Below are 26,207 nucleotides of genomic sequence, written 5' to 3' on the forward strand. Positions count from 1 at the left end.
GGCCGCCCCGGCGGCTTCCTCAGACGTGGGCCCTGACGTCGTCCACGATGTGCTTGTCCAGTGCGGCGCGCACCAGTGCCGCCGCGAGCACGGCGATCCCGTGCCCGTCCGTCTGCCCGCCCCGGCCGGCCTCTCGCGCCGGCCGGGGCGGCTCGGCCGGCTCCGCCTGCTCCGCCAGTTCCGCCAGTTCCGTCGGGGAGGCGGGCAGCCCCAGCCGCTCGGCGCCCTGGAGGGCCTTCCCGTCCACGTACGGCGCCGTCTCCGGCCATACGGCCTGCACCTCGCGTACGAAGATGTCCGCGCCGGCCGGGCCGATGCCCGGAGTCCGGCGCAGCCCGGCCCGCAGGGTGTCCAGGTCGCCGTCGGCCTCCGCGCGCAGCCGCCGCAGGTCGCCCCCGTACGCGTCGAGCAGGAGCCGTGCCCCGTCGCCGAGCTGGGTGGCGGTCCGTTCGTCGTAGCGCCGGTAGCCGCCCTCGCCCAGTGCGTCCACCCGCTGCTGCCAGGTCGCCGCGGCCATCCGGCGCGGCGAGCGCATGCCGTGGCCGAAGAGCGCCCGCGCCGCGGACACCGCGACGGAGGCACGGATGCGGGCGCTCAGCAGATCGCTGAGGACGAGGAGCTGGTACAGCGGCTGCGGGGTGTTCCGCAGCCGGATCCCGGCCTCGGCCGCGTAGGTGGTTCCGTGGCGGGCGAGCAGGACCGCCACGGTGTCGCGGGAGGTCACGGGGGCCCGCTTCCCTCCTCGGCCGCGACCTGCGCGAGGGTGCGGCCGGTGCGGGCCGAACGCGCGAGGTAGGGGTCCGGCGCCTCGGGGCCGTCCTGGGTGGCCTGCCCGTCCTTGGCCTTGATCAGCATCCACACCTCCTCGCCCGGGGCGTCGCCGCCCTTGAAGCGGGTGAGGGCGAACTCGCCGTGCAGCTTGGTCCCGTCGAGCCAGAACGTCGCGTGCCCGTCCTCCAGGGACTGCTCGAACGGCACCGGCGCGCCCGACCGGTCGTGGCTGAGCGGCCGGTAGGTGCCCTGGTCCCAGACGATCACCGTGCCGCCGTCGTACGCGCCCTTCGTGATGACGCCCTCGAAGGTGCGGTACTCCAGCGGGTGGTCCTCGGTCGGGACGGCCAGCCGCCGCTCGCGCGGGTTCTCCGAGGGGCCGCGCGGCACGGCCCAGGACCTCAGTACGCCCCCGACCTCCAACCGGAAGTCGAAGTGCATGTGCCGTGCCTGGTGGATCTGCACGACGAAACAGGGCGCCGCGCCGGCCCGTGCCCCGTCGCCCGTCCGGTCGCCGTTGCGCGTCAGGTCCTCGTTGTCGCCGGTCGCATTCATCCGGACACCTCCTACGGCAGCGCCCCGCCCGGTGCTCCTTCCACTGTGACGCCCCTGGTCGCGAGGCGCACCGGGACGGGTTCCGGGACCGGCCGGACCATAGGTATCTCGCCATCAAGTATCTTGACATCGAGACTGTTTTCCGGGCAGTCTTCCCCTTGCTCAAGATCTCTTGATGTCAAGACATGCCTGCGGGCAGGTCCGAGGGGGCGCGTGATGAAGCGAGGCGAAGCAGGCAACAGGGGCGCCAGGGTGGGGACTTCGAAGAGCGGGCAGGGGCTGTGGGCCCAGCTGCGCAATCCACCGGGCGGCCGCAACGCGCGGATCATGCTGCTCGCGCTGGCCGTCGACCGGACCGGCTCGGGGCTCTGGGCCGCCTCCTCGGTCCTGTATCTGACCTTCGTGACGCATCTGAGCGCCCAGCAGATCGGCGTGCTGCTGGGCGTGGCCGGGGTCGCGGGCATCGCCGGTTCGCCGCTGGCCGGGCGCCTGGCCGGACGCTTCCCGGTGCGCCCGCTGCTGATCGGCTGCCACCTGCTGCGGCTGGTCACCCTCGTCCTGGTCCTGGTGTGCGCGGACTTCTCGGCGCTGCTTCCCGTCGTCGCCGTGACCTACCTGGGCGACCGGGCCGCGAAGACGCTGGAGATGCTCTTCGCCACCCGGACCGCGGGCGAGCGGCGCGCCGCCTACCAGGCGCTGTCGCGCAGCGCGGCCAACGCGGGCTACGGCGTCGGCGCGGGTGTCGCGGCCATCGGCCTGGCGGTGGGGACCACCGGCGCCTACCGCGCCCTGATCCTGGGTAACGCGCTGTCGTTCGTCGTCGCCGCCGTGCTGGTGTGGCGCACCGGTGAGCCGGGCGGGGGATCCGTGGAGGTGGCACGGGCCGGGGGCGTGGTGTCCGGCGCCCCGGTCGCGGGCGGGCGGCAGCCGGGCCGCCCGGCCGGTCCGTGGCGGGACCGCGGCTATCTCCGGTTCGTCCTCCTGGACATCCCGATGAACCTCGACGACTCGATCCTCGCCGTCGGCCTGCCGCTCTGGCTGGTGAACCGCACCTCCGCGCCGCACGCCCTGGTCCCGGCCTTCCTCGTCGTCAACACCGTGATGGTCGTGCTGCTCCAGCTGAGCGTGTCGCGGCGGGCCGAGGGTCCGCGCCGGGCGACCCGGGCGGTGCTGCTGTACGGGGTCCTGGTGTTCGTGTGCTGCGGCTTCCTGGCCGTGGCGACCCGGGGCGGGGCCTGGGTGGCCGGGGCGGTCCTGCTCGCGGCGGCGCTGCTGGTGACGCTGGCGGAGCTGATGCGCTCGGTGAGTTCGTGGGAGCTCGCGGTCCTGCTCGCGCCCGAGGACGCCCGTGCCGCGTATCTGGGAGTGGCCGGGATGTCGCAGTCCATCCAGAAGTCCGCCGGGCCGCCGCTGCTGACCGGCGTGGTGATGGCCGCCGGTCCGGCGGGCTGGCTGGCGCTGGGGGCGGTGGTCGCGGGCCTGGCGGTGGTGCAGGGCCGGTCCTGTGCGCACCGGCTGGGCGTCGGTTCGCCCGGTACGGACGCCGAGCCCGCTGTTGGGTAGACTGACCTACCTAATCAAGGAGGAGTGGACATGGGTGAGGCGAAGGCCGGGGAGAAGCAGCCGGTGAAGCGGCGGCGGGGCGCGGCGCGCGGACGGATCCTCGACGCCGCGGCACGCCGGTTCTACGCCGACGGCGTGGCCGCGACGGGCATCGACACGATCACGGCCGAGGCCGGTGTCGCCAAGATGAGCCTCTACAACAACTTCGACTCCAAGGCCGACCTCGTCCGCGCCTACCTGGAGGCCAGGCACGAGGAGTGGCTCGGCCTCTACCGGCACCGGCTGGCCGGGGCACAGGGCCCGGCCGGTGCAGTGCTGGCCGTCTTCGACGCCTACGCCGACCACGCCGACTTCGCCTACGAGCACGGCTTCCGGGGCTGCGGACTGCTCAACGCCGCCGCCGAACTGCCCACCGGACACGAGGGCCGGGCGGTGGTGCGCCGCCACAAGGAGCAGGTCGAGAGCCTGCTCACCACCCACCTCCAGGAGCTGCTGCCCGGCCAGGAGGAGCGGGCCCGGGCCATGGCCGAGCATCTGGCCTTCCTTCTCGAAGGGGCCATCGTGCGCGCCGGCCTCGAAGGCGACGGCACCCGCATGCGCAGCGCCCGGGACCTGGCGGCATCCCTGGTGGAGGCCCTGTGACCGGGCCCGCCGGACGTGCCGCCGGACGTGCCGCCGGACGTGCCGCCGGGCGCACCGCCGGGCGCACCGCCGGGCGCACCGCCGGACCGGGTCTCGGTGCGCTCGCGGTCCTGCTGGCCTCGGTGCTCTGGGGCACCACGGGCACCGCGGCTACCTTCGCGCCCCAGGTCGGGCCGCTGGCGATCGGCGCCGCCGCGATGGGCCTGGGCGGTCTGCTCCAGGCCCTGATGGCCGGACGCGGCATCGCGCGGGGCCGCGCCCGGCTGAGGGCGCAGTGGCGGACCGTGGTGCTCGGGGGCGTGGGCGTGGCGCTGTATCCGCTCGCGTTCTACACCTCCATGCACCTCGCCGGCGTCGCGGTCGGCACGGTCGTCTCCATCGGCTCGGCCCCGCTGGCATCGGCCCTGATCGAGCGGCTCGCCGACGGCCGCGGCCTGTCCCGGAGGTGGATGACGGGGGCCGCCCTGGGGCTGGCCGGCACGGTGCTGCTCTGCGCGGCCGAGGCCGTGCAGGCCGGCGGCGCAGCGGGCACGGGCTCCGCCCGGCAGACCGTCGTGGGCGTGGGCCTCGGGCTGGTCGCGGGCGTGACGTACGCCGTGTACGCGTGGGCGGCGCACCGCCTCATCACCCGCGGTGTCGCCTCGCGGGCGGCCATGGGCGCGGTGTTCGGCCTCGGCGGCCTGATGCTCGTACCGGTCCTGCTGGCCACCGGCGCACCGCTGGTCGCCTCGTGGGCCAACGCGGGTGTCGGGCTCTACATGGCGCTGGTACCGATGTTCACCGGGTACGTCCTGTTCGGCTTCGGCCTGTCCCGCATCCCGGTCAGCACCGCGACGACCCTGTCCCTGCTGGAGCCCGCCGTGGCGGCCGTCTTCGCGGTCCTGGTCGTCGGCGAGCACCTCCCGGCCCTCGGCTGGACGGGCATCGCCCTCGTCATCGCCTGCCTGGGCGTGCTCACCGCCCCGTCCCGGCCCGTGCGCCTGCCGGGACGCGGCGCGGTGGCCCCGGTCGCCGTTCCCGCCGTGGACGAGCGGCCCTGAGGGGGAGAGCCCCCGAGGCGTGCACCGGCCGTCCGCCGCGAAGCCCCTCGTACGCGTTCCGGGCTCAGCCCAGCAGCTCACCGATCGCCGTCACCAGTGCGTCGCCCGTCTGCTGGACGGCCGTCCCGGCCACCAGCGCGGGCAGGGAACGGACCGCCATGCGCAGGGCGGGGCGGAAGCCCTCGCCCTGAGGGGCCGTCAGCGCCCCGCTCAGCGTCGTCGTCTGATCCCGCAGGGCCTCCAGGTCCGCCAGCAGGGCCGCGTTGCGGTCGATGTCCGCGCGGAAGGAGGCCAGGAGGGCGGCGACGGATTCGAGCGGGGCGTTCCCCTGGCCGGCGCCGGTCTGGGTGATGTGGGACAGGCGGTGGCCGACGGCGTTCTGTGCGGTGCCGGAGTTGTCGCCACCGATGCTGATGCCGGACCCCGGGGCCCGTGCGGGCTCGGAGGGCGGGTTTCGGTGCGGGAATCCCGGGCTCATGGGTACTCCTTCGGTCGAGGCGGGCGCTATGGGCGTTGTCTGTGTCACCTGGGCCAGTGTCAGACCGCCCGCGAGCTGGATCCCCGCGTTGTTGTCGCCCAGCACCTGAATGCTGTTGATCACTGTGTGCCGGTCGGAGAGCGCGTCCGTCGCGAAGCCGTGGCGTTCGAGCAGGGCCTCCACGGCGCCGAGGACGGCCGCCTGCATGAGTTCGACATGGCGTGCCGCATCGCTGCTCTGGTGCACATCGGGAATCGTGGGCAGGGAGAGGAGGTCACGCAGGCTCAGCGGGCCCTCGGCCCCGGCCGGATCGGCCCCGGGGGCGGTCTCCTTCACCGGTCCCGCCCACAGTCCCTCCATAGCACGCAGACCTTCGAGCACCGCGGAGCCGATGGGCTCGGGCAGCGGCAGCAGCGGTGCCATCACCTGTGGCCGCAGGGTGAGCCGCAGTTCACCGGCCTGGAGCGCCGCGTGCACGAAGAGGCTCACCACGAGCTGCCCCTGCCAGCTGACGCACTGTGCCCGCAGATACAGCCGATCGGGCCGGCCCAGCCCGCCCGCCGTCTCCGACGCCCCGGCCCCGCCCCGGCCGCGCTCCAGCCACAGGGCGGCCGGCAGGGCGAGCACCTGGGCCACGGAGAAACCGGGCAGCGGTTCGGTCTCCGTGAGGTCGTCGGGCCTGCCCGCGCCCCGGGCGGCGGTGCTCATCGCGGCCTCGATGCCTGCCAGCAGTTCTGTCTCGCGCAGCGCCACGACGGGCCGGCCGGAGCGCCCGGGACGCAACGGCACGCGGATCTCCACCGCGCCCCGGGATTCCCGGCCCGCACCGATGAACCGGCCTTGGCCGTCGTACGGCAGGGCGGTGCCGTTCTGCTGGAGACCGACCCGCTCCACGCGTCTGCGGGCCCTCGGGCCGACGGTGGGCATCCGCTCCCGGTCGCCCCCCTCCCGGCCTGCCCGATCGCGCGCCGACCGGGCCACCACCGCGTCGGCGACGTACACCAGGGCCAGAGCGGACGCGAGCACCAGCAAAGGCGCATCGTGGGCGAATGCCTCGTACTTGTTCTTCCAGTCCTGCGGCCCGAACAGCGCGAACAGCAAGCTCGGCGCCCGGAAGGCAAGCCACAGGCAGAACAGTGTCAGCGGTGGCCAGTTGGAGCCCAGCAGCCGGGCGAGGCAGAGCGTGGCCAGCAGGATCAGGGGCGGCAGCGGTTCCCAGACCGCGACCAGGCCGAACACCGCTGCCACCGCGACCCGGCGGAGCAGCCGCCGCCGAAAGGCGCGCACCGCGTGCGTGAGGACCGGCACCAGGTCGAAGCCGTACGAGGGAACCGAGCGTGCCGGTTCGCGCAGCGCCTCCCTGGCCAGCTGGGGCAGTCGCTGCCCGGCCCAGGGGGCGACGGAGGCCGCCGGGCGGGTGTGCATCACCATGCAGAGTTGCCGTGTGACATCGGAACCCGCTGCCTGCGGCGGTGGCCCGCCCGCCGATAACCCTCCGGTGCCCAACCCTGATCGCTCCCCCGCGCGGCGTGTACGACCTCTGACGGACATTGTCGCCGCACGGACCCGCTCGCGCCATAACGTCTCACCACGGACGGACAGGGGAGGAACACGGACGGCTCGTGGCCGCGCTCCCTCGGCGCCCTGCCACGCCGCCCGTCCAACTGCCTTTTTCGGCAGGGGACTTCCTGACACACTGTTCGCCTTCACCGGCGCCGGACGTCCTGCGGCGCGGGGGTGCAGGGGGCACGGGGACGGTGGGATCCGTGGGGGACGGAGGACAGTCGTGGCGCTGATGGCGCGGGACCGGGAGATCGTCGAGCGCTACCTGAAACCGCCCGAGGACCGGATCCTGGACGACCGCCTCATCCAGGGCATCCAGCTCACCCGGTTCTGGTTCGGGATCTCGATCGCGATGCTCGTGGAGATCCCCCAAGTGGGGGCCCGCGACATCCCGTTGGGCGACTGGTACGCCAACTGGGCCGCGTCCGGGGCGGTCAGACTGCTGGCGGCCCCCTTCCTGGTGCTGGTGACGGTGCCCCTGGTCGTCGCGGCCCTCCTCGCCTTCGTGAGCGCCACGGACCGGCAGCGGATGACGGGGCGCCTGCGCGGGCCGGCCATCGCGGTCGGGATGTTCCTGGCCCACTGGCTGCTGCTCGTGGCCACCGCGATCGGACCGTTCTGGCTCGGCGACCACACGAACGCGCTGGTGGGCGGAGTGACCTTCCTGGCCGGGATCCCGCTGCTCCTGCGGGCCATCGGATTCGTGAGCATGTCGGTGCCGTGCGTCGCCCGCTACATGTTCCGCACCATGGAGATCCATCAGGCGCTGCCCGCGCTGCTGACCGTGGTGCTCTCGTGGGAGCTGCTGTTCGTGGGAGAGCTGTTCCCGGTCCACATCGTGAACAACGGCTACGACAGCCCCCTGTGGCTGTCGCTGGGCGGTGCGCTGGCCACCACCGCCGTCGCGGCCTGGGAGATCGGCCGGCTGCGGGCCCGCCACGGCATACGCCTGCGCACCAGGCCCAGCGCCTGAGCCCGGTCCCGACGGCGGGCCCTACCCCTCCAGGAACACCGGATTGGTGAGCGCCGCCAGGGCCCCCGGCAACCCGGGCACCGTCGCCGGATGCCGGACCTCGGCCCGCACATAGGCCGCGTAGGCCGGAGTCGTACGCCATTCCACCGTTCCCGCGCCCGACTCGGGCAGCCCGGCCGTGAACAGCGTGCCCTGGTCGGTGACGAAGTGCGCGGTGCAGCCGGGCGCCCCGCTCACCTCCAGCCGTACGGTGACCGGGGTGTCGTCCCCGTCCACCCGCAGCCGCTCACCGATCCCGGCGTGCAGCCCGCGCCCGCCGAGGACGCCGAAGGAGAGCGTGACGGCGGAGGACTCCGCGATGTACGAGTGCCCGGCCCGGATCCCGGCCACGATCGCCTCGCGCGACAGCTCCTCGGCGAGGACGACGGTCTGCGGCAGCCCCACCACGTCCGGCTCCCGGTGGGCGTCGCTGCTGCCCATCGCCGCGACCCACGGCTTGGACCAACGCGCTGCGGCCACGAGGGAGTTGTCCCACTCGGCGAGGGCGATCTCGTCCTCCGGGGAGTACGCCCCGTTCCACACCTCCACCGCGTCCGCCTCGCCGAAGCCGAACTTCCAGTGGCAGCCGATGCAGGTGGCGTGCGGGTGGGCGGGCACCACCAGGCCGCCGGCCCGGCGCACGGCCTTCGCGTAGTGCCCGAACCGGTTGTCCCGGGCCCGGTAGCGCCAGTCCACGAACGTGCCCGGGTCGGTCGCCACCGCGAGGACGTGCCCGTTGCGGGTGGTGATCTCCTCACCGGTGAGGACGAGCAGGTCGTCGCCCCACAGCCCGTCCCACGCCCCGTGCGCGGAGTACGTGTTGTGCTCGCTGCTGTTGATGAAGTCGAGCCCGGCCGCGCGCGCCGCGGCGGCGATCTCGGCGGGGGTGCGCCTGCCGTCCGAGTGCACCGAGTGCAGATGGCAGTCCCCCCGGTACCAGGCCCGCCCGCGCCCCTTCGCCCGCTCCGGCGGGTACACCGGCTCCGGGGGGGACCCGGCGGGCCCGAAGCGCAGGGTGATCGTCACCTCGTACGGCAGCCCCTCGGGGGCGACGGTGTAGGGGCCGAGCGCGATGTTCCACGTGCCGGCCCGCACCGGATCCGCGATGTAGCCGGGCGTCGCCTCGTCCGCCCGGATGAAGAAGCTGCCGCGCGACCCGCCCGACCACCCCCGGAACCCGTGCCCGCCCAGCGCGGTGCCGCGCTCGTCGAAGATGCCGATGTCGAGGGCGTTGCCCTGCGTCCCGGCCGGCACGGGAGGCTTCTCGTACGTGTACGAGACGGCGATCTCCCGTACTCCGCGCGGTACTTCGACCGGCAGGTACACGAAGTCGGGCGACCCGGCCGGCAGGGTGCCGCGCACGGTCCTGGTCCGGTCCGTCCCGTCGTTGCCCGGGTTCGAGGTGGTGGCGTCGGCGAAGCTCACGGTGCCCAACGTTAGAGCGGTGGCGGCCGTCCCGACGAGAAGGCCGCGCCTGGCCATCGGGTGGCCTTGAGCGGAATGCGATGCGGACATGCGATGGGCTCCCCGGGGTCGTGGCGGCAGGGCGCGTGCGGCAAGGAACGACGCGCACCCGAAAGCCTGGCCTCCGGCGGTGAACCAGGGAAGAACGCCGGTGGACCTGACCGGACCGGCCCACCGACTCCTCGCCTTCCCGCCCCCACCGACTCCTCGCCTTCGCGCCCCCACCGGCTCCTCACCATTCCGTCCCCTCCGGAAGCTCGGCTTTCCGCACCGCACGGCATACGTTGGGGCCCCAGGGCCTGTCACCGGATCACGACGGAGGTGTCCCCATGAGGATCGCCGCAACGATCTTCCTCACCGATGAGACGATCACGCCGCTGCGGCTCGCCCGCGAGCTCGAACAGCGCGGCTTCAGCGGGCTGTATCTGCCCGAGCACACCCACATCCCGGTGAGCAGGGACACCCCCTACCCGATGGGCGGCGAACTCCCGCCCGAGTACGCCCGCACCCTCGACCCCTTCGTCGCCCTCGCCCAGGCCGCCGCGGTCACCGAACGCCTGACCCTGGGCACCGGCATCACGCTCGTCGCCCAGCACGACCCGATCGACCTGGCCAAGCAGATCGCCACCCTCGACCACCTCTCCGGCGGCCGGTTCACGCTGGGCGTCGGCTACGGCTGGAATGTCGAGGAGGCCGCCGACCACGGGGTCCACTGGCCGTCCCGCCGCGACCTCGTCCGTGACCGGATGGCCGTGATGCGGGCCCTGTGGGCGGACGAACCCGCGCCGTACGAGGGCGAGTTCGGCTCGGTCCGGGCCAGCCACGCCTACCCGAAGCCGGTCCAGGAGCCCCGCGGCCCGGTGAACGGCCCGCGCACCCTGATCGGCGGCGCGGCGGGCCCCAGGCTCTTCGCCCACATCGCCGAGTACGCCGACGGCTGGCTCCCCATCGGAGGCCGGGGCCTGACCGAGTCCCTGCCGCAGCTTCGCGCAGCCTGGGAGGCGGCCGGCCGCGACCCGAAGCACCTCCAGGTCGTCCCCTACGCGGTCCTCCCGAGCGCGGGCAAGCTGGCCCACTACGCGGACCTGGGCATCGAGGAGATCGTCCTGCAACTGCCCCCGGCGGACGAACCGGAAGTACTGCGGACGCTGGACGCGTACGCGGAGCACCTCTGACGGACGAAAAGGCGCGGGCAGGGGCGGACGGAGCTCCGGCCACGGTGACGAGGAGAGCTGGGGGAGAGGCGGCGGCCAGGTCCTCCCGGCGCCGGGCGCAAGCGCATGCACCGACACGGCAACCCGGTTGGTTGTGAGTGCAACCATTTGCCCGTAATCGGTATCTTCCTAAGTTGAGGATCACGCGCGGGCGAGTACGGGAGTGGATCGACGATGAACAGGCCATTGCGGCACATAGCCATATTCTGCGGGCTGCTGGTGATGGCGCTGCTACTGCGGGCGAACTGGATCCAGTACGTCAAGAGCGAGCCCCTGGCCACTCACGAGAACAACCGCCGGGTGAAGATCGCCCAGTTCGCCACCCCGCGCGGCGACATCGTCGTGGGCAGCGACGCGATCACCGGTTCCAAGGCGGTCGAGGGGACGGACTTCAAGTACAAGCGGACCTTCAAGCAGGGCCCGATGTACGCCCCCGTCACCGGATACGCCTCCCAGTCGCAGGGCATGTCCCTCCTGGAGAAGACGTACGACAGCATCCTCAGCGGCCAGGACGACCGCTTCGCGTTCCGGCACGCCAAGGACATCATCACCGGCGAGCAGCGGCGCGGCGGTGATGTGATCACCACGATCGACCCGAAGGCGCAGAAGGCCGGTTACAAGGGGCTGACCGACCTCGGTGCGCGGGGCGCGGTCGTCGCGCTGGAACCGAGCACGGGGAAGGTGCTGGCTCTCGTCTCCACGCCCTCGTACGACCCGTCCGTCTTCGCCGGGAACTCGTTCAAGGAAGGGGACAAGTTCCAGGCGCTCGTCAAGGACAAGAGCAAGCCGCTGGCCAACCGCCCGCTGCGGGAGACCTTCCCGCCCGGCTCGACGTTCAAGATCCTCACGGCGGCCGCGGCCCTGGAGAACGGCGTGGTCACCGATGTCGACGCGCGGTCCGACGCCGTCTCCCCGTACCCCCTGCCGCTCTCCACGAACAAGATCGGCAGCGAGGCCGGCGACGCGGTGTGCAACAAGGCGTCCATGAAGACCGCGATGCAGTACTCCTGCAACAACGTCTTCCTCGACGCGGCGTCCAAGGTCGGCGACAAGAAGATGCGGGAGACCGCGGAGAAGTTCGGCTTCAACTCGGATGTGTACTCCGAGGAGTTCGGCGACATGCTCGCCACCAAGAGCCTCTACCCGGAGAAGCTGGACAAGCCCGGCACCGCGCTGACGGGTATGGGGCAGGGCAGCCTCACCAGCACGCCGATGCAGATGGCGATGGTGACGGCCGCCCTCGCCAACGACGGCAAGCTGATGCAGCCCTACATCGTGGACGAGCTGCGCGGCCCCGACCTGTCGGTCCTGGAGAAGAACGAGCCGAAGCTCAAGAGCCAGGCCGTGTCCGAGGAGACGGCGAAGAAGGTCCAGGAAATGATGGAGTTCACGGCCAAGGAGGGCAGCGCCCAGCGCGCCCTGATCGACGGTGTCACGGTCGGTGGCAAGACCGGGACGGCACAGCGCGGCGTCAATGTGAAGGACGAGGTGCCGTACGGCTGGTTCGTCTCGTACGGCAAGTCCGGCGACAAGTCGGTGGCGGTCGCGGTGTTCATCGACCCGACGGACATGGACATCTCCCGGTCCGACATCTCCGGTGGCCGGCTGGGTGCGCCGATCGCGAAGAACGTGATGAAGGCGGTACTGGGCAAGTAGCCCCTGACCGGAACCAAAATCCCTCGGCAGTCCCGGACGCGTGTGCGATGATCACGTGCGCTCATCTCCACGAGTCGCACACATCCCGCTTGTGTTCCGGGTGGTTCGGCGTTCGCGCGCTCGTGCTCGTGCGTCGACCGTGAAGCCCCGGCAGAAGCTCACACTTCACCGGTCCGGGGGGAACGGAATGCCCAGCTATCCACGCACGGCGGCGAGATCCAGAAGATCGGGGGCGTACGCCGCGCTGCTGCTCGCGCTGTCGGTCCTGCTCACGCTGCTGGTCCCCGCGAGCGCCGCGCAGGCGTACGCCCCCGCAGCGCGGGCGGCGGGTGCCGCGGCCGACGAGGACTGCGCCGCCCTGCCGCTCTCCGGCTTCGGCGAGGCCGCCCCTGCGGAGGGCAGGCCGACGATCCCGGGCGGCGGCACGGCCTGCTTCACGATCACGGCCGGGGCCCCCGGGCTGCACAAGGTCGTGCTCGTCGGTGGCGCCAACGGCAGCACGTACGTCTCCGTCTACGACGGCGACACGGAGATCGACTGCTACGACCCTCCGTGGGGCGAGGGCTGGTGCCGGCTGCCCCGCGCGGGCGAGTTCACGCTCCGGCTGTACAACAGCTGGTCCGAGACGAGCAGGCCCACCATCGCCGTCACCCCCCTCGCCACCACCGAGGGCTGCGCGCCGGAGATCGGCACCGCCTGGGACACCGCCCCCGTCGTCGGCTCGGCCGCCGGGCCGACCGCCATCCAGTGCCGGCTCTTCACCGGCAAGCCGGGCGAGCGGATCACCACCGAGATCAGGACGACCGCGTACGGCCAGGCCCTGGCCTGGATCACCGACGAGACCGGCGCCCGGATCTGCCCGCACCTCAACGAGGACGGCAACAAGGGCTGCGTACTGCCCGGCGACGGCCCCTACCGGGTCCTCTCGCTGGTCGGCGAGGCCGAGCACGGCTTCCCCGCCGAGTACACCCTCGCCGTCCGCCGGATCTCCGACCCGGCCGGCTGCTCCCACCCGGCGCTGAACGGATACAACTCCGGCCCCACGGCCGCCGACCCGGCCCACGGCTGCCGCACCTTCACCGCCCCGGCCGCCGGACGCTTCGACGCGTACTCCGTTTACGACGGCGTGCGCTCCGCGCTCACCGTGTACGACCGGGACGGCAAGACCGCCTGCGAGACCTGGACCGACTTCTGCACCCTTCCGGCCGCCGGTGACTACACCGTCTACACCGACGCCGCCACGCTGATCATCGACGGCTCCGCCACCACGGGCTGCGAGCCGGTCGACATGGGCGTGCACCGTTCCGAGTTCACCGTCGGCGGCGAGATCGACTGTCTGTCCCTGCCGCTGCCCGCAGGCTCCCGGATGGCCGCGCTGGAGCCCGTCAACAACGGAGCGCCGTACCCGGCCGTCTCTGTCGTCGATGCCGACGGCGTTCAGGTCTGCGTCCCCTCCCGGCCCGCGAACGGCACCTGCGGGCTGACCGGCAAGGCCCCGTTCCGGGCCCTGGTCACCAACGACAGCGAGTCCAAGCCGACCGGCCCGTACACCCTCGCCCTGTACCGCACCGACGCGGCGGCCGACTGCCCGGCCCTCCCGGCGGGCGACTTCACCGCGACCGGCCCCACCGCCCGCGTCACCACTGGTGACGGCGTCTTCTCGCGCTGCCTGAGCATTCCGGCGAACGACCACAGCGCCGGGGAGACCATCCAGCTCCGGGCGGCACCCGGCACCACGGCTCTCGCCCAGTTCGTCGTCGTGGACGTCCAGGGCAAGGAGATCTGCTCGACCCGCCCCTCCGTCTCCACCTGGACGACCTGCGCCCTGACCCCGGGCGTCGCCCACACCGTGCTGGTCACCGGCCGCGACACCCCCGCCGAGTACGTCCTGGCCCGCCGCGACGTCACCGCGACCGCCAAGGGCTGCGCCGCGAACCCGGCGACGAAGCCCGGCGGCCCGTCCACCGGCGGCACCATGGGCGCCCCCGGCGAGCTGCGCTGCCGTCAGGTCACCACCGCCGATGCCAAGGACACCCTGCACATCAATGTCCGCGACCCGCTCGGCACCGCCAACGCGGTGGTGTACGGCGCCGACGGCACCCCCCTCTGCGACAGAAACCAGGCGTGCGCCGTCACCGGCTCCACCCACTACCAGGTCCTGGTCACCGTTCCCACGACGCTGAAGGCCGCCGACTCGTACCGCTTCGACGCCCTGCGCATCGCGGGCCCGGACGGACCGGCCGCCGAGTGCGAGAAGGTCGCGAGCATCGCGTACGGCTACGGCCCGGTCACCGGCACCCTCGACGAGGAGCACACCGCCGTCTGCGCCGCGCTGCCCACCGCGTACAGCGACCACTTCACGATGGACATCAGCGACACCACCGGTGCCACCGACACGGCGGTGCCCGCGCTGTACGACCCGAGCCTCGACAACGGCTGCACGTACTCCACCTCCAGCGGCTACCAGTGCTCGGTGATCGAGCGGTACTCCAGGGAGGTCACCCCGAGCATCCTGGTCCTCTCCCTGCCGGAGAAGGCCTCGCAGACCTCGTACAGGGCCGAGGCGGTCTGCCCGGGGATCTGCGGCACGGAGCGGGTGACCGTCACGAAGCTCACCCCGGCCACCGGCGTCTCCGGTACGAGGACGACGGTCACGGTCACCGGCACGGCCCTGCACAAGGACGACCACGTCGTACTGCGCAACGCCGGCCGCGAGATCTCCGGGACCACGGTCTCCGTCTCGCCGGACCGCCGCACCCTCACCGCCGAGCTCGACCTGACCGGAGCGGCCGAGGGCGCCTGGAGCGCGAGCGTCATCACCCACCGCGGCGCGGAGTACGCGCGGGGCAGCTTCACCGTCACCTCGGCCCCGCTCCGCAACAGCGCACCGCCGACCATCGGCACCACCGCCCGCGTCGGCGACCACCTCACCGCGGCCCCCGGCACCTGGGCCCCCGCCCCGACCTCGTACGCCTACCAGTGGAACGCCGACGGGCAGCCGATCAGCGGGGCCACCGCCGCCACCTACACCGTCCCGCTCTCGCTGCTCGGCAAGAAGATCGGCGTCACCGTCACGGCCCGCCGCACCGGCACGGCGGACGTCCCGGCCACCTCGGCGGCGCTCACGGTCGCCAAGGGCGCGGCGCCCAGGGTGACGACCGTTCCGGACATCGTCGGCACCGTGAAGGTCGGCGCCAAGCTGACGGCCACGAACGGCAGTTGGACACCCACCGCCACCTCGTACGCCTACCAGTGGAAGGCCGACGGTAAGGCCATCAAGGGCGCGACGGCGTCCACGTACACCGTCCCGGCCTCGCTGCTCGGCAAGTACCTCACCATCACCGTCACGGCCCACCGCACCGGTCACGCCGACGGTTCCGTGACGCCCGCCTCGGTGAAGGTGGCCACGGGCAGCGCGCCCAAGGCCACCAAGCAGCCCACCATCTCCGGCACCGCGAAGACGGGCCGCACCCTCAAGGCCGCCCACGGCACCTGGACGCCCACCCCGACCTCGTACGGCTACCAGTGGTACGCGAACGGCAAGGCGATCTCCGGCGCGACCAAGTCCTCGCTGACGCTCAAGTCCGCCCAGCGCGGCAAGAAGATCACCGTCAAGGTGACCGCCCGCCGCACCGGCCACGCCAGTGGTACCGCCACCAGCAAGGCGACCAAGGCGGTCGCCCGCTGACGTAGCCGAGCCGTACACAAGGGCCGGGCGACCCGCACCAGACGGTGCGGCGCCCGGCCCTTGCGCTTACGGACGACCGGAGTTGACCGTCCGTCGCCGAACGTCAGCAGGGCATCAGTGGGGCATCAGCGGGATTGGTCATCATGGGGCCGCCGCGGTCGTCGGCCCCCGTGGGCCGACGACCGCGGCGGCGTGGTCGCGAGGAAACTTCATGGCACCCCCCGCCACGAATGCTTCGCATGCGCGCCGTCCGGAATGTGACATTCGAAGAGGGAACGTTGAGAGCAAAGATCGCCAAAATCGCGGCGGCCGCATTACTGGCCGTCGGTTCCGCCGCCGTGATCGTCGCCACCGCCTCCGCCTCGGAGGACACCGACATCCCCGTCCCGGCGTCGAGCGCTTCAGGGCAGCCGGAACCCGGCTCCAGCATGACCGAGTCGCCGCGTTCCACTCTCGTCCCGGAACCAAGTGGGACGACGACGCCTCCGGAACCGGGCAGCTCCACAACAGCGCCGCCCCCGGAGCCGGGCCAGACAACGATGCCGCCCTCGGAGCAGGCCACGGCGACACCCCCGGCGTCGGCCCGGACGTCGGGGCCGCCCACGGAGCCGCCGTCGGGCAGCTACCACGGGCGGGCGACGTACTACCCGACCGGACTGACGGCGTGCGGCATAACGATGACGGACAGAGATTTCGGTGTCGCGCTCGACCCCGACATGTTCGGATCGGCCTACCCGTCTCCCGTCTGCGGGAAGAAGGTCGAGATCACGTACAACGGAAAGTCCATAACCGCGACGGTCGTTGACCGGAGCGAGGGTGCGGGCAGGTACGGCCTCGATCTGACGCCCGGCGCATACAGTGCGCTCGCCTCCTTCGAACAGAGTTCGATCGACGTCACCTGGCGTTTCGTGCAGTAGCCGGCTTGCCCTTGAGCAGGGGCTCTCGAAAGTGTCGCGAGGCGGGACCCGGCCGACCGGGTCCCGCCTCGTGGATTTCGCGAGTCGCGTCGCCGCACTGTCCGGCAGCCTCGCAACCGCTGACGCCCGGCCCTGGTCCGGAACGCCCGGCTCCCGGACGGCGGCAGCGGCAGCGGTATCGGCGGCGGGATCAGTGGCGGCATCGACAGCGGTATGGATATGCGTGGAATGGCTTCTTTGTACCCGACCGGTCCTGTGGTGTCACGCCCTGGACTTGCCCGAAATGACAGGTATGTGGCCCCTCGGTACGTTCGCCGCAGGTCGGCCGTCCGGCCGACGTCTCTGAGACGGAGAGAAGTGACATGCCCTCGCGTACCTTCACGGTGGCCGCCGCTGTAGTCAGCACAGCGGTCCTTGCCACCGGCATCACCTATGCCTCGACCGACGGATCCACCCAGGCCGAACCGGCCCCCGCGCGGGCCGAGCAGCCCGTCCACCGGGCCGCCCCGCCCGCCCGGCAGGCCGTTCCCGCACCGGCCCCCGTCGGCAGCGAAAGCGGAACGCAGGCCAAGGGGGACAAGGGGGGCAACGGCGGCGGCGACGAGGGCTCCGACCGCGGTGGCTCCGACCGCGGTGGCTCGGACCGCGGTGGCTCCGACCGCGGTGGGCGGGACGACGAGGGCGGCGGCCGCGGTGGGCGGGACGACGAGGGCGGCGGCCGGGGCGGGCGCGACGACGACGGCGGCGGCCGGGGCGGGCGCGACCGGGGACACGAACGGAGGGAGAGGATCTTCTTCAACGAGCGGGAGTACGGCGCCTATCCGGGGGGCTGTATCCCCGCGGCCAGCGGGCTGGGATCGAGCAGCTTCAGCATCTACAACGACAGCCGGCATGCGGTCGAGGTCTTTCGGGGGTTCGCCTGTGACGGCGGTTCTCCGGTCGCCACGGTCGGCCCCTACGGCAGCACCTACGGTGTCGTGACGCCCAACGTCCGAGGCGGCGGGTTCATCGACAACGGCGTCGTGGGCAGCTTCCGGGTGATCGGCCACGACGAGGAGTGGTGACGGTCCGGACCCCCACGAGGCGCGGGAGGCGGCGGGCCGGGAACTCTCAGCTCCCGGACAGCAGTGTCGGCAGCTTGCGCATGTCGTCGAAGACCACGGTGTCCGGGCCTTCCAGCCAGTGCGCCGGGGTCAGCCCGCCCGCGTAGCCGAAGGCGCACATTCCGGCCGAACGGGCGGCCTGCACACCGTACTTGCTGTCCTCGACGACCACGCAGGCGGCGGGGTCGACCCCCATCCGCCGGGCCGCGTGAAGAAAGAGATCGGGAGCGGGCTTCCCGTGTGCGACCTCGGTGGCGCTGAAGATGCGTCCCTCGAAGTGCGCGTGGAGCCCGGTGTGGCCCAGCGTGTGGCGCATCTTGTCGTGGCTGCCGCTGGAGGCCACGCAGGTGGGGAGCGTGAGGGCGGCCAGCGCTTCGTGGATGCCCTCCACCGCGACGAGTTCGGTCTCGACCGCGTCGCGATGGAGGCCCTCGAAGCGCCGCTGCCAGGCGGCCGAGGTGCCCGGCAACCGGGCGTCTACCAGTTCGCCGATGGACTTGTTCGACCGCCCCACGAACTTCTCGACGACCTCCTCCGCCGTCAGCGGCCACCCCAGCTCGGCGCCCACCTGGACCTGGATGCGTACGGCGATGCGCTCGCTGTCGACGAGCACGCCGTCGCAGTCGAATATGACGAGTTCAGGAGCAGTGATCATCCGCTCAGGATAGGGACTTCGCCGGTCGGCGAAGATGCGAGCAGAGCGGGACGGGCGCCGGGCGGAACCGGCCGCCTGTGCCCGAGCGGGACGCCTCTGCCCGGGCCGGGCGGCTCGGACAGAGGCGGCACCCGCGTCACAGCATGAGCAGCGCCCGTACGGGGACGAGCGTGTCCGACAGGGGGCGTACGGCCATGCGCATCAGCGCGAGGGCGTTGTCGTCCCCCGCGATGCGGTTGGCACTGAGCTCACCGCAGGTCAGGCACTCATGGATGAGTGTCCATTCCCCGTCCTGCCGGACGGACAGGCTGAGCGCCGTCATCCGCCCGCGGCAGTCGGCGGCCCGGTCGCCCGGGATCCGCAGATCGACGTGCAGGCTGGTCAGGCAGTGCGGGCAGTGGTTGCGATGGGTGGTGCCCGGGGCGGTCAGCGGTACGTCGAGCCGACAGCCGGCGCAACGGAACGCGTCGCCATGGGCGCCGCCCGGTCCGTGCAGGACGTCCTTCCGTCTCTGCGGGCGGTACGACGACCGCCGGGGTCCACGTCGTGGCATGGTGGGTCCTCCGTCCGTTCCTCGGTCGCTTCCGGCGGGTCACAGATCGCCGAACGCTTCGAGCGGGAAGGGCGGTTGCGCCAGCGGGCGGACAGCCATCCGCATCAGGATCAGCTGGTTGTCGTCCCCGCAGACCGGGTTCGAGGTCAGCTCGTCGCAGCGGGTGCAGCGGTGGATGACCATCCAGTCACCGGTGCGGAGTACCGCGATGGAGATCGGGGTCATACGCGACCCGCAGTCGGACGGGCCGCCCTCGACGTGGTCGAGGCAGTGCTTCGAGTGCAGGCAGCTGGGGCAGTGGTTGCGACGGCTGCCGTCGGGCGCGAGCGTGGCGATGGTCAGCCCGCACCACAGGCAGGTGAAGGTGTCGGTCCTCAGATACGCGCTGGGGCCGTGGTGGGAGGACTTGGTCGTACGGTGCTTGGGGTTGTCGGTGGACACCCGGGTTTCTCCTTGCCGAAGAGGATGAGCAATGCAGCAGGGAAGTACCGAGCGGCCCTCGGGGGCGGCGGCCGAAGAGGCATGAGGCGGCGGCCGGGAATCACGTACTGACGGAAAGGACGCGCGTACCGGTCAGGTCGCGCGGGTCAGTGTGATGCCGGGGGCGTGCGCGTGCACGCGGTTCCGGTCGCCCCGGCGCGGATGAAGACGCGGCGAGGGAGGCTCGGAACTACTGGCCGGGGCATACATCAACTGCTTTCCAGGGCGAACGCCCATAGGTCACCGACGGTCGGCACCGTGGTGGAGGTGCGAGCACCGTAACAACGCACTCCCACCGGATCCAGCGAATATCGGTGCGGACGTGTGCGGGGTGGCCCGGGGCCGGTGATCATCCGGCCGGGACGGGGAACCGCGCGTGGGTGTCGTCGGTTGCGCAGCCGGGGCAGTTGCCCGGGGTGGGGGAGCGGAAGGCCCGGTCGCAGCGGTCGCAGTTCTGGAGCAGGACGGTGGGGTGCTCCGGGGTCGGCGGGGGCGGGAGGAGAGCGGTGAGCCGGTACCGGAGCAGCTTGGCGGGGCGCTTGAGGGGCTGGGGCAGATCGTGGGTGAGAGCGTGCCGGAGCGCGGCGGGCGTGGCGCCGCGCTCGAACCAGGTGGCTGCGGCGGGGGCGAGGAGGACGACGTCCTTCTCGGTGAGGGTGATCTCGGCCGCGTGCCGGTGGAGATCGGTGAGCAGCGCGGCGGCGGCGCGGAGGTACTGGGGGAGCGGGTTGCGGGGCCGGGGGAGCGGTGGGGGCGGAGGAGGGGTGGGAGCGGGCCGGGGTGTCGGCGGGGGCGTTACGGGTGCGGGTGCGGGCGCGGGCGCGGCCACGGGTGGGGGTGCGGGTGCGGGTGCCTGGCGGCGTGGCTCGGGTGCCGGGGGTGGGGCCGGGGCCGGGGCCGGGCGCTGTGGTGCGGTGCCGGTCGGCTGGTTGTAGGAGCAAGTGCGCGTGACGACACGGCCGTTGGGCAGCCGCTCGCGAGTACGGCTCAGATAGCCGTGGGCCTCCAGCTCGCGTAACGCGGCGGCGATACGGGCCTCGCTGTCGGGAAAGCGTTCGGCGAGCGTCTTGATGCCGATCCGGGCCCCGGCGGGCAGCGACTGGATGTACGTCGAGAGCCCGATCGCGAGCAGGGAGAGCTCGCGGTGCTGGGCGAGGTGGTTGCCGATGACGGTGAATCGGCTGGTGTGACGGGCGTTGATGTGGACGACACCGGATGTCGGCTTGGTGCCTCCGCGAACGGGAGACGGGGTGCGCCGGGGCGCGCTAACCTGCTGTGTATCCATCAGGAAGCCCTAACTTCCTCGGTGGTCAGGCCCTCGGTATGGGATTCGCAGTCCCGGCCGGGGGCCGACGCATGTCTGGGGTTGTCGCGGCGAGCATATGTCAGCCAATGGCCCGGAAAGCCAGCTGAGTTGGCGAACCTCACCCGTGTGAGTGACGGGCCCCTGCGTGTCGTCGGGGGAGGGGTTGGGTTGGGGAAGTTTCTTCTTCCCAAAGCCTTTAAAAGCCTTTTTACGTCGGGGACCGCCGCGTCGCGGTCCTCCGGGTCGCGGCGCACCGGGTCGCGGTTGTCGCGATCCGGTGCGCGGTGCGCGGACCTGGGGGGTGATCAGCCCTGACGCGCGTACGTGACGAACGCGGACCAGGTGGCGGGGGTGACATCGAGGTGGGGGCCCTGGGTGTTCTTGGAGTCGCGGACGTGGATGGTGGTGGGGCAGGTGGCGACCTCGACGCACTCGCCGCCGCCGCCGCTGCTGTAGCTGCTTTTGAACCAGCGGAGCTGCTCGGTGTTCATACGTCTCCCAGCATCTTCTCGATCGCGGCCAGCGACTCCCGCGGTGTGAGAGCCGCCGACTGGATGATTCCATAGCGGACGGCCAGCACGCGGACCTCCTCCAGAGCGGTGATCAGTTTCGGGTACGTGTGGATCTCCAGGTAGGCCACCTGTTGCTTCCCCCTAGGCGTGACCAGCGTGAATGGGCCGTCCAGGCTGGGCTGTTCCGTGCGGTCGAGTGGCATCAGCTGAATCTGTACCGTCCGCAGGCGGCCAATGTGCAAGAGCTTCCGCAGCTGTTCCCGATGAACGTCCCGGCCGCCGATGGGGCGCATCAGCACGCTCTCGTCCAGAATGAAGTGGAACGTCGGCGAAGGCCACGGGGCGAAAACCTGCTGTCTGTCGAGCCGGTCAGCCACTCGCTGGTCGATGGTCTCTTCACTGAGCAGGGGTCGCCACTGTGTGAAGAGAGCCCGCGCGTAGGCCTCGGTCTGAAGCAGCCCAGGCACGGACTGGTTGTTGTAGACGTAGAGCTGTACTGCGTCCGCCTCCAGCTTCGCGTAGTTGCGATACCACTCCGGATGTCGAGTGCGCGCCCGCGCCAGTGCCTCCCGCACCTCGTCGACGGCAGCGCGGAGCACCCCACCCGCATTGAGGAGCGGGTCCACACGGATCAGGAACTCCGGCTGCGGCGTACGTACGCCCCGCTCCATCGCCGAGATCAGGTCTTCCCCGCAGTGGGCCGCGACGCCCAGGTCCTTCTGGCTCATCCCCGCGCGTTCGCGCAGCACCTTGATCTGTTTGCCCAGCGCTTTGAAGAGGTGCGCCGTTCCATCCGATTCGGCCGGCCGCTCCGGCCTCTCTTCGCGTTCCGCGTTCGCCATCCGCCCCGCACCGCTCTCTGTTCGCCCGGTCACGGCCGACGCCCCGTACAGCCGACCGGGCGTGCCCGTACGGCTACTCGGCGTCGAGGTGTCATTCCTGGTCAGCGTACGAGCAACCGGACACGCTGAGTCACATGAACGCCGAAATCACCCTTGCGGGCGCCGAGTTCGCCCAACGCTTCAGCGCCACCCGTCGGGGCGCCCGGCTCGCCCGTCGGCTTGCCCTCCACCAACTCGACGCATGGGGTGTGCCGTACGGGAGCGAGCTCTCCGGGGACGCCGCCGTGATCGTGTCGGAGCTGGCGGCCAACGCGGTGCTTCACGGGCTGGTGCCGGGGCGGGACTTCGAGCTCCGGCTCACCGTCGTCGCGGACACGCTCCGTATCGAGGTGTCGGACGCGCGAGGGGAACGGGAGCCGGAGGTGAGGCCCTCCCGTCCCGGCGCGGAGTCCGGGTTTGGCCTGCACCTGGTCGATGCGCTGGCGACCGCGTGGGGCGTGAAGGACCGGGGTGTAGGCAAGACGGTGTGGGCCGAGCTGGCCACCGCCCGGTGAAGTCGGCCGAGGCGCAACGGGGCGTCACCTTCGCAGAAGGGTACGAGGCCGGGCATCCCTCTCCTAACCCCTAGGGGAGGGAGATCCGCGCCGACCGGGCCGAGGCCTCGTCCTGGTCCGCCACCGCCGCTCCCGAGGCGCTCGCCACCGGCAAGAACTTGGTGGCCGGTCGGCCGCCGACCCGGAGAGAGGAACGACGAGGGGCAGGACTCCAGCAGGACGGTGGCGCGGCGTCCTACTCCACCAGTTGGATCACGAGCCCATCCCCGGGCCGTACGGGCACGAGTGGGGCCGAACAGAGACTGGAGGCAATCCGAGACACCGATTCTGCACAGAGGACTGGCATGGCTCTACGAGGCGCCCGAACGATTTCCGTGCTGACGGTCGGCGCGGTGACGACCGTGATGGCAGCGCTCACCCCCGTGACGGCGTCAGCGGCGGGGGATCCGCTCCAGCAGTACGCGCAGCAGAAACTCCGTTGGGAACGCTGCGACACGGGCCGGCCGACGGCCCTGGAGTGCGCGAAGGTCAAGGTGCCGCTGGACTACAGCGCCCCCGGGGGCCGGAAGATCGACCTCGCGATATCGCGGATCAAGGCGGGCAGCGCGAAGGAGCGGCACGGCGTGCTGCTGATGAATCCCGGGGGACCGGCCGTTCCGGGGCTGACCATGCCCGCGGAGATGGAGTCGCTGCTGCCGACCGAGGTACGGGAGCGGTTCGACCTGATCGGCTTCGACCCGCGCGGGGTCGGGCAGAGTGCACCGATCGGCTGCGGCCTGACGGACGACGAACAGACCGTCCGGCACCCCTACACCGCAAAGACGTTCGCAAAGGACGTGGCCCGGGCCCGCACGGTGGCCGACAAGTGCTGGGCCAAGGCGGGGGACGTGCTGCCGCACATCACCAGCCGCAACACGGCACGGGACATGGACGTCGTCCGGGCGGCACTGGGAGAGAAGAAGATCTCCTACTTCGGGTACTCGTACGGCACCTATCTGGGGGCCGTCTACACGCAGATGTTCCCCCAGCGCTCGGACCGGTTCGTGCTCGACAGCGCACTCGATCCGACGCTCGTGTGGCGAGGGCTGTTCCGGGGCTGGTCGGCAGCGGCCGAACTCGCCTTCACCCGGTGGACCGAGTGGGCCGCCGCACGCAACGCCACGTACGGGCTGGGCTCGACTCCGGCGGAGGTCCGGAAGACGTACTGGGAGCTCATCGCCCACGCCGACCGCACGCCCGTCCCGACGGAGGGCGGGGCGCTCAGCGGCGGCGCCATCCGTTCCGCGTACAACGCGTTCGTCCACGTCGAGGCCGTCACCCCGTGGATCGTCGGGCTGAAGGCCGCGGCCGAGGGCGGACCGCCCGCGCCGGCCACGCTGACCGCGTCGGCGGTGTCGGCCGGATCGGCGGAACCCGGCTCCGCCCCGGTCCGGTCCGCCGACGCGGGGTCGTTCACCGCGGACGTTCCGGCGGACAACGCGTCCGCCGTCGTATGGGGTCTCTTCTGCGGCGACACCCGCAGCTGGCCGCGCAACCCCGAGCAGTACCGCCGGGACGTGATCCGGGACCGAGCCACGTACCCGCTGGCCGGCGACCTGGGGGCCAACATTCAGCCGTGCGCGTTCTGGAAGTCGGTTGCAAGGGAGCCGGCCACCGTGGTGAACAACGACGTCGACGCGCTGATCGTGCAGAACCAGTGGGACCCGCAGGCGACGCTGGCCATGGCACAGGGCATGCGCCGGGCGCTGCACGGCGCGCGGATGATCACGGTGGCCGGCGGTGAGGGCCACGGCGTGGTGGTGGCCGGCCCGTCCTGTGCGGACGCCGACGTCACGCGGTACCTGACCACGGGCCGGCTGCCCGCGAAGGACCTGACCTGCGCCCGCTAGGAACGTAGCCCGGGGCGTTGTTGTGGGCGTGGGGCGGGGTGATCCGACGGATGCGGAGTGGGAACGGCTGAGAATGGCTCAACCGTCCCGACCGGGATCAACCCGCTGCTCGCCTCCAAGGTCCCCTGCCGTGACCGCAGTTCACGATCACGGGAGCCCGCATGTCAGCCGCACGTAGCGTCCGTACCCTCCTCGCCGCCGGAATCGTCGCCGGGATCACCGTCACCGCGCTCGCCGCGCCCGCCGTGGCCGCCGCGCCGCCGGCCAGGCCGTCTCACGCCGCCACCCAGCGGGCCCTGGACGCGGCCGTCGCCGAGGGCGTGCCCGGGGCCGTCGCGCAGACCCGTGACGGAAAGACCCGTTGGTCCGGCACCGCGGGCGAGCGGAAGTCGGGCGATCGTTTCCGGGTCGGATCCATCACCAAGACCTTCACCGCCACCGTCCTGCTCCAGCTCCAGGGCGAGGGCCGGCTCGACCTCGACGACACGGTCGAGAAGTGGCTGCCCGGTGTGGTGCGCGGACACGGGAACGACGGGCGGAAGATCACCATCCGCCAGCTGCTCAACCACACCAGCGGCATCTACAACTACACCGACGACCCGGCCCTCCAGGAGAAGATCTTCGGCCCCGGCTTCCTGCGACACCGTTATGACACCTGGACCCCGAAGCAGATCGTCGCCGTCGCGATGGCGCACAAGCCCGACTTCGCCCCCGGGACGGACTGGAAGTACTCCAACACCAACTTCGTGCTGGCCGGGATGGTCGTCGAGAAGGTGACCGGACGTCCTTACGGCAAGGAGATCGAGAACCGGATCATCAAGCCGCTCAAGCTGCGCGCCACCTCCGTGCCCGGCACCGACTCCCGCCTGCCCGAGCCGAACTCCCGCGCCTACTCCAAGCTCATCCCCGAGACCGGTGGACCCACGTACGACGTCACCGAACTCAATCCGAGCATCGCCAGCGCCGCCGGCGAGGTGATCTCCGACTCGAACGACCTGCAGACCTTCTACCGTGCGCTGCTCAAGGGCCGGCTGCTTCCCGCGGCCGGGATGCGGGAGATGACCGACACCGTCCAGATCTCTCCCGACCTGCCCGGCTTCGGTTACGGGCTCGGTCTCATGAGGCAGAAGCTGAGCTGCGGCAAGGAGGTCTGGGGGCACAACGGCGGCATCCACGGGTCGCATTCCGAGGCCCAGGTCACCCGGGACGGGGAGCACTCCATCGCCGCGAACTTCAATGCCGACTGGACCGGTGACACCCAGAAGTTGGTCGAGGCGGAGTTCTGCGGCACGGCCCCGACGAAGCGGTAGCCGTCAGCGGGGCAGGACGAGCATGCAGGCGGCCGGCTGCCGGTCACGCCGCTGCTTCCTGAACCTGCACCGTCCCATCGGCGTACCTCCCGCGTGTGTCGGGCACCACCGCGCGCGGGGGGACTTCGCGGGAGTTCGAGTTCCGGGCGGTGGGGGCCGGTTGGTCAGATGACGCGGGGGATGGTCTCGTTGCGGTTGGTGGACCAGTTGGTGACGACGGGCTGGTCCACGGTGGCCATGTCGGGGAGTTCGAGCTCGGCGGGGTTGGGGTCGTCCTCGGTGGTGGAGATGATGACGTTGCCGAACTGCGTGCCGCCTTCGCCGTCGGTGGTCTTGGGGTTGATACCGGCGTACGCGACGGCGGAGCCGGAGAGCTTGATGGGGTCTTCGCCGCCCTGTCCGACGGGGGAGGCGACGCCGTCGGCGCCGGAGCCGAAGGA

At 71.7% G+C, this 26,207-nt stretch carries 22 protein-coding genes and 1 pseudogene; 12 read left to right on the top strand and 11 right to left on the bottom strand.

Annotated features, from left to right (window positions below; all coding sequences use genetic code 11):
- Positions 1-19 precede the first annotated feature (19 nt).
- Together AB0D53_RS34615 and AB0D53_RS34620 are read right to left on the bottom strand one after the other, a co-directional pair.
- Entirely contained in the window at positions 20-724 is a 705-nt protein-coding gene (locus tag AB0D53_RS34615) for an endonuclease (protein ID WP_362453224.1), read from the bottom strand.
- A complete protein-coding gene (locus tag AB0D53_RS34620) occupies positions 721-1,326 on the bottom strand; it encodes a DNA polymerase ligase N-terminal domain-containing protein (RefSeq protein WP_329816045.1) in 606 nt (201 codons plus the stop codon). Before AB0D53_RS34620 ends, AB0D53_RS34615 begins: the two co-directional genes overlap by 4 nt.
- 252 nt (positions 1,327-1,578) lie before the next feature.
- Between AB0D53_RS34620 and AB0D53_RS34625 the strand changes: the two genes are divergently transcribed.
- Genes AB0D53_RS34625 through AB0D53_RS34635 form a run of 3 tightly spaced genes read left to right on the top strand, consistent with a single transcriptional unit; the run spans position 1,579 to position 4,571 of the window.
- Entirely contained in the window at positions 1,579-2,889 is a 1,311-nt protein-coding gene (locus AB0D53_RS34625; RefSeq protein ID WP_362453225.1) for an MFS transporter, read from the top strand.
- Between the two features lie 30 nt (positions 2,890-2,919).
- Positions 2,920-3,531, top strand: a complete 612-nt coding sequence (locus tag AB0D53_RS34630; RefSeq protein ID WP_362453226.1) for a TetR/AcrR family transcriptional regulator — start codon at positions 2,920-2,922, stop codon at positions 3,529-3,531.
- Complete coding sequence (locus AB0D53_RS34635; RefSeq protein ID WP_362453228.1) at positions 3,528-4,571, top strand: DMT family transporter; 1,044 nt, start codon at positions 3,528-3,530, stop codon at positions 4,569-4,571. Before AB0D53_RS34630 ends, AB0D53_RS34635 begins: the two co-directional genes overlap by 4 nt.
- Before the next feature lie 64 nt (positions 4,572-4,635).
- Here AB0D53_RS34635 and AB0D53_RS34640 read toward each other — a convergent pair whose 3' ends face one another.
- On the bottom strand, positions 4,636-6,480 hold the full coding sequence (locus tag AB0D53_RS34640) for a hypothetical protein (RefSeq protein ID WP_362453229.1): 1,845 nt from the start codon (positions 6,478-6,480) through the stop codon (positions 4,636-4,638).
- A 355-nt stretch (positions 6,481-6,835) separates the two neighbouring features.
- Here AB0D53_RS34640 and AB0D53_RS34645 point away from each other — a divergent pair, with 355 nt between their 5' ends.
- A complete protein-coding gene (locus tag AB0D53_RS34645) occupies positions 6,836-7,585 on the top strand; it encodes a hypothetical protein (protein WP_362453230.1) in 750 nt (249 codons plus the stop codon).
- Between the two features lie 21 nt (positions 7,586-7,606).
- On the opposite strand, the gene AB0D53_RS34650 is transcribed toward AB0D53_RS34645, so the two are convergent.
- A complete protein-coding gene (locus AB0D53_RS34650; RefSeq protein ID WP_362453231.1) occupies positions 7,607-9,139 on the bottom strand; it encodes a CehA/McbA family metallohydrolase in 1,533 nt (510 codons plus the stop codon).
- A 278-nt stretch (positions 9,140-9,417) separates the two neighbouring features.
- On the opposite strand from AB0D53_RS34650, the gene AB0D53_RS34655 reads away from it, so the two are divergent.
- From AB0D53_RS34655 to AB0D53_RS34675, 5 genes are all read left to right on the top strand, one after another.
- Positions 9,418-10,263 (top strand): LLM class F420-dependent oxidoreductase, encoded by an 846-nt coding sequence (locus AB0D53_RS34655; protein ID WP_362453233.1) that lies wholly within the window; start codon positions 9,418-9,420, stop codon positions 10,261-10,263.
- Positions 10,264-10,476: 213 nt separating this feature from the next.
- Positions 10,477-11,958, top strand: a complete 1,482-nt coding sequence (locus tag AB0D53_RS34660) for a penicillin-binding protein 2 (RefSeq protein ID WP_362453234.1) — start codon at positions 10,477-10,479, stop codon at positions 11,956-11,958.
- A gap of 187 nt (positions 11,959-12,145) precedes the next feature.
- On the top strand, positions 12,146-15,646 hold the full coding sequence (locus AB0D53_RS34665) for a hypothetical protein (protein ID WP_362453236.1): 3,501 nt from the start codon (positions 12,146-12,148) through the stop codon (positions 15,644-15,646).
- Between the two features lie 278 nt (positions 15,647-15,924).
- Positions 15,925-16,563, top strand: a complete 639-nt coding sequence (locus AB0D53_RS34670; RefSeq protein WP_362453237.1) for a hypothetical protein — start codon at positions 15,925-15,927, stop codon at positions 16,561-16,563.
- Positions 16,564-16,925: 362 nt separating this feature from the next.
- Positions 16,926-17,627, top strand: coding sequence for a hypothetical protein (locus AB0D53_RS34675; protein ID WP_362453238.1), 702 nt, complete (start codon positions 16,926-16,928; stop codon positions 17,625-17,627).
- A gap of 46 nt (positions 17,628-17,673) precedes the next feature.
- On the opposite strand, the gene AB0D53_RS34680 is transcribed toward AB0D53_RS34675, so the two are convergent.
- The 6 genes from AB0D53_RS34680 to AB0D53_RS34705 all read right to left on the bottom strand — a co-directional run bounded on the left by AB0D53_RS34680 (position 17,674) and on the right by AB0D53_RS34705 (position 22,014).
- Positions 17,674-18,321: an HAD family hydrolase gene (locus tag AB0D53_RS34680; RefSeq protein ID WP_362453239.1), complete on the bottom strand. Its 648-nt coding sequence runs from the start codon at positions 18,319-18,321 to the stop codon at positions 17,674-17,676.
- Between the two features lie 136 nt (positions 18,322-18,457).
- The gene (locus AB0D53_RS34685) at positions 18,458-18,874 is read right to left on the bottom strand and encodes an RNHCP domain-containing protein (protein ID WP_329816059.1); all 417 of its coding nucleotides are present in this window, start codon (positions 18,872-18,874) and stop codon (positions 18,458-18,460) included.
- A gap of 39 nt (positions 18,875-18,913) precedes the next feature.
- Positions 18,914-19,315 (bottom strand): RNHCP domain-containing protein, encoded by a 402-nt coding sequence (locus tag AB0D53_RS34690; RefSeq protein ID WP_329816060.1) that lies wholly within the window; start codon positions 19,313-19,315, stop codon positions 18,914-18,916.
- 388 nt (positions 19,316-19,703) lie between these two features.
- Positions 19,704-20,639 carry a helix-turn-helix domain-containing protein gene (locus AB0D53_RS34695; protein ID WP_362453241.1) on the bottom strand — a complete coding sequence of 312 codons (936 nt, stop codon included), beginning with the start codon at positions 20,637-20,639 and terminating at the stop codon, positions 19,704-19,706.
- 326 nt (positions 20,640-20,965) lie between these two features.
- Entirely contained in the window at positions 20,966-21,151 is a 186-nt protein-coding gene (locus tag AB0D53_RS34700) for a DUF397 domain-containing protein (protein ID WP_362453242.1), read from the bottom strand.
- Positions 21,148-22,014 (bottom strand): helix-turn-helix transcriptional regulator, encoded by an 867-nt coding sequence (locus AB0D53_RS34705; RefSeq protein ID WP_362453243.1) that lies wholly within the window; start codon positions 22,012-22,014, stop codon positions 21,148-21,150. Before AB0D53_RS34705 ends, AB0D53_RS34700 begins: the two co-directional genes overlap by 4 nt.
- Positions 22,015-22,148: 134 nt before the next feature.
- Between AB0D53_RS34705 and AB0D53_RS34710 the strand changes: the two genes are divergently transcribed.
- The 3 genes from AB0D53_RS34710 to AB0D53_RS34720 all read left to right on the top strand — a co-directional run bounded on the left by AB0D53_RS34710 (position 22,149) and on the right by AB0D53_RS34720 (position 25,767).
- Positions 22,149-22,568, top strand: a complete 420-nt coding sequence (locus AB0D53_RS34710; protein WP_362453244.1) for an ATP-binding protein — start codon at positions 22,149-22,151, stop codon at positions 22,566-22,568.
- 344 nt (positions 22,569-22,912) lie between these two features.
- Entirely contained in the window at positions 22,913-24,457 is a 1,545-nt protein-coding gene (locus AB0D53_RS34715) for an alpha/beta fold hydrolase (protein ID WP_362453245.1), read from the top strand.
- A 161-nt stretch (positions 24,458-24,618) separates the two neighbouring features.
- A complete protein-coding gene (locus AB0D53_RS34720; RefSeq protein WP_362453246.1) occupies positions 24,619-25,767 on the top strand; it encodes a serine hydrolase domain-containing protein in 1,149 nt (382 codons plus the stop codon).
- A gap of 164 nt (positions 25,768-25,931) precedes the next feature.
- On the opposite strand, the pseudogene AB0D53_RS34725 reads toward AB0D53_RS34720, so the two are convergent.
- Positions 25,932-26,207: pseudogene (locus tag AB0D53_RS34725) on the bottom strand (hypothetical protein); the annotation flags it as partial.

Origin of the sequence: Streptomyces sp. NPDC048295 (assembly GCF_040652135.1) — a bacterium.
Classification (GTDB): domain Bacteria; phylum Actinomycetota; class Actinomycetes; order Streptomycetales; family Streptomycetaceae; genus Streptomyces.

Coding starts and splice junctions, on each gene's coding strand:
- AB0D53_RS34620 (WP_329816045.1), bottom strand. CDS start 1,326: ATGAATGCGACCGGCGACAACGAGGACCTGACGCGCAACGGCGACCGG.
- AB0D53_RS34630 (WP_362453226.1), top strand. CDS start 2,920: ATGGGTGAGGCGAAGGCCGGGGAGAAGCAGCCGGTGAAGCGGCGGCGG.
- AB0D53_RS34640 (WP_362453229.1), bottom strand. CDS start 6,480: ATGGTGATGCACACCCGCCCGGCGGCCTCCGTCGCCCCCTGGGCCGGG.
- AB0D53_RS34650 (WP_362453231.1), bottom strand. CDS start 9,139: ATGTCCGCATCGCATTCCGCTCAAGGCCACCCGATGGCCAGGCGCGGC.
- AB0D53_RS34655 (WP_362453233.1), top strand. CDS start 9,418: ATGAGGATCGCCGCAACGATCTTCCTCACCGATGAGACGATCACGCCG.
- AB0D53_RS34660 (WP_362453234.1), top strand. CDS start 10,477: ATGAACAGGCCATTGCGGCACATAGCCATATTCTGCGGGCTGCTGGTG.
- AB0D53_RS34665 (WP_362453236.1), top strand. CDS start 12,146: ATGCCCAGCTATCCACGCACGGCGGCGAGATCCAGAAGATCGGGGGCG.
- AB0D53_RS34675 (WP_362453238.1), top strand. CDS start 16,926: ATGCCCTCGCGTACCTTCACGGTGGCCGCCGCTGTAGTCAGCACAGCG.
- AB0D53_RS34680 (WP_362453239.1), bottom strand. CDS start 18,321: ATGATCACTGCTCCTGAACTCGTCATATTCGACTGCGACGGCGTGCTC.
- AB0D53_RS34685 (WP_329816059.1), bottom strand. CDS start 18,874: ATGCCACGACGTGGACCCCGGCGGTCGTCGTACCGCCCGCAGAGACGG.
- AB0D53_RS34695 (WP_362453241.1), bottom strand. CDS start 20,639: ATGGATACACAGCAGGTTAGCGCGCCCCGGCGCACCCCGTCTCCCGTT.
- AB0D53_RS34700 (WP_362453242.1), bottom strand. CDS start 21,151: ATGAACACCGAGCAGCTCCGCTGGTTCAAAAGCAGCTACAGCAGCGGC.
- AB0D53_RS34705 (WP_362453243.1), bottom strand. CDS start 22,014: ATGGCGAACGCGGAACGCGAAGAGAGGCCGGAGCGGCCGGCCGAATCG.
- AB0D53_RS34710 (WP_362453244.1), top strand. CDS start 22,149: ATGAACGCCGAAATCACCCTTGCGGGCGCCGAGTTCGCCCAACGCTTC.
- AB0D53_RS34715 (WP_362453245.1), top strand. CDS start 22,913: ATGGCTCTACGAGGCGCCCGAACGATTTCCGTGCTGACGGTCGGCGCG.
- AB0D53_RS34720 (WP_362453246.1), top strand. CDS start 24,619: ATGTCAGCCGCACGTAGCGTCCGTACCCTCCTCGCCGCCGGAATCGTC.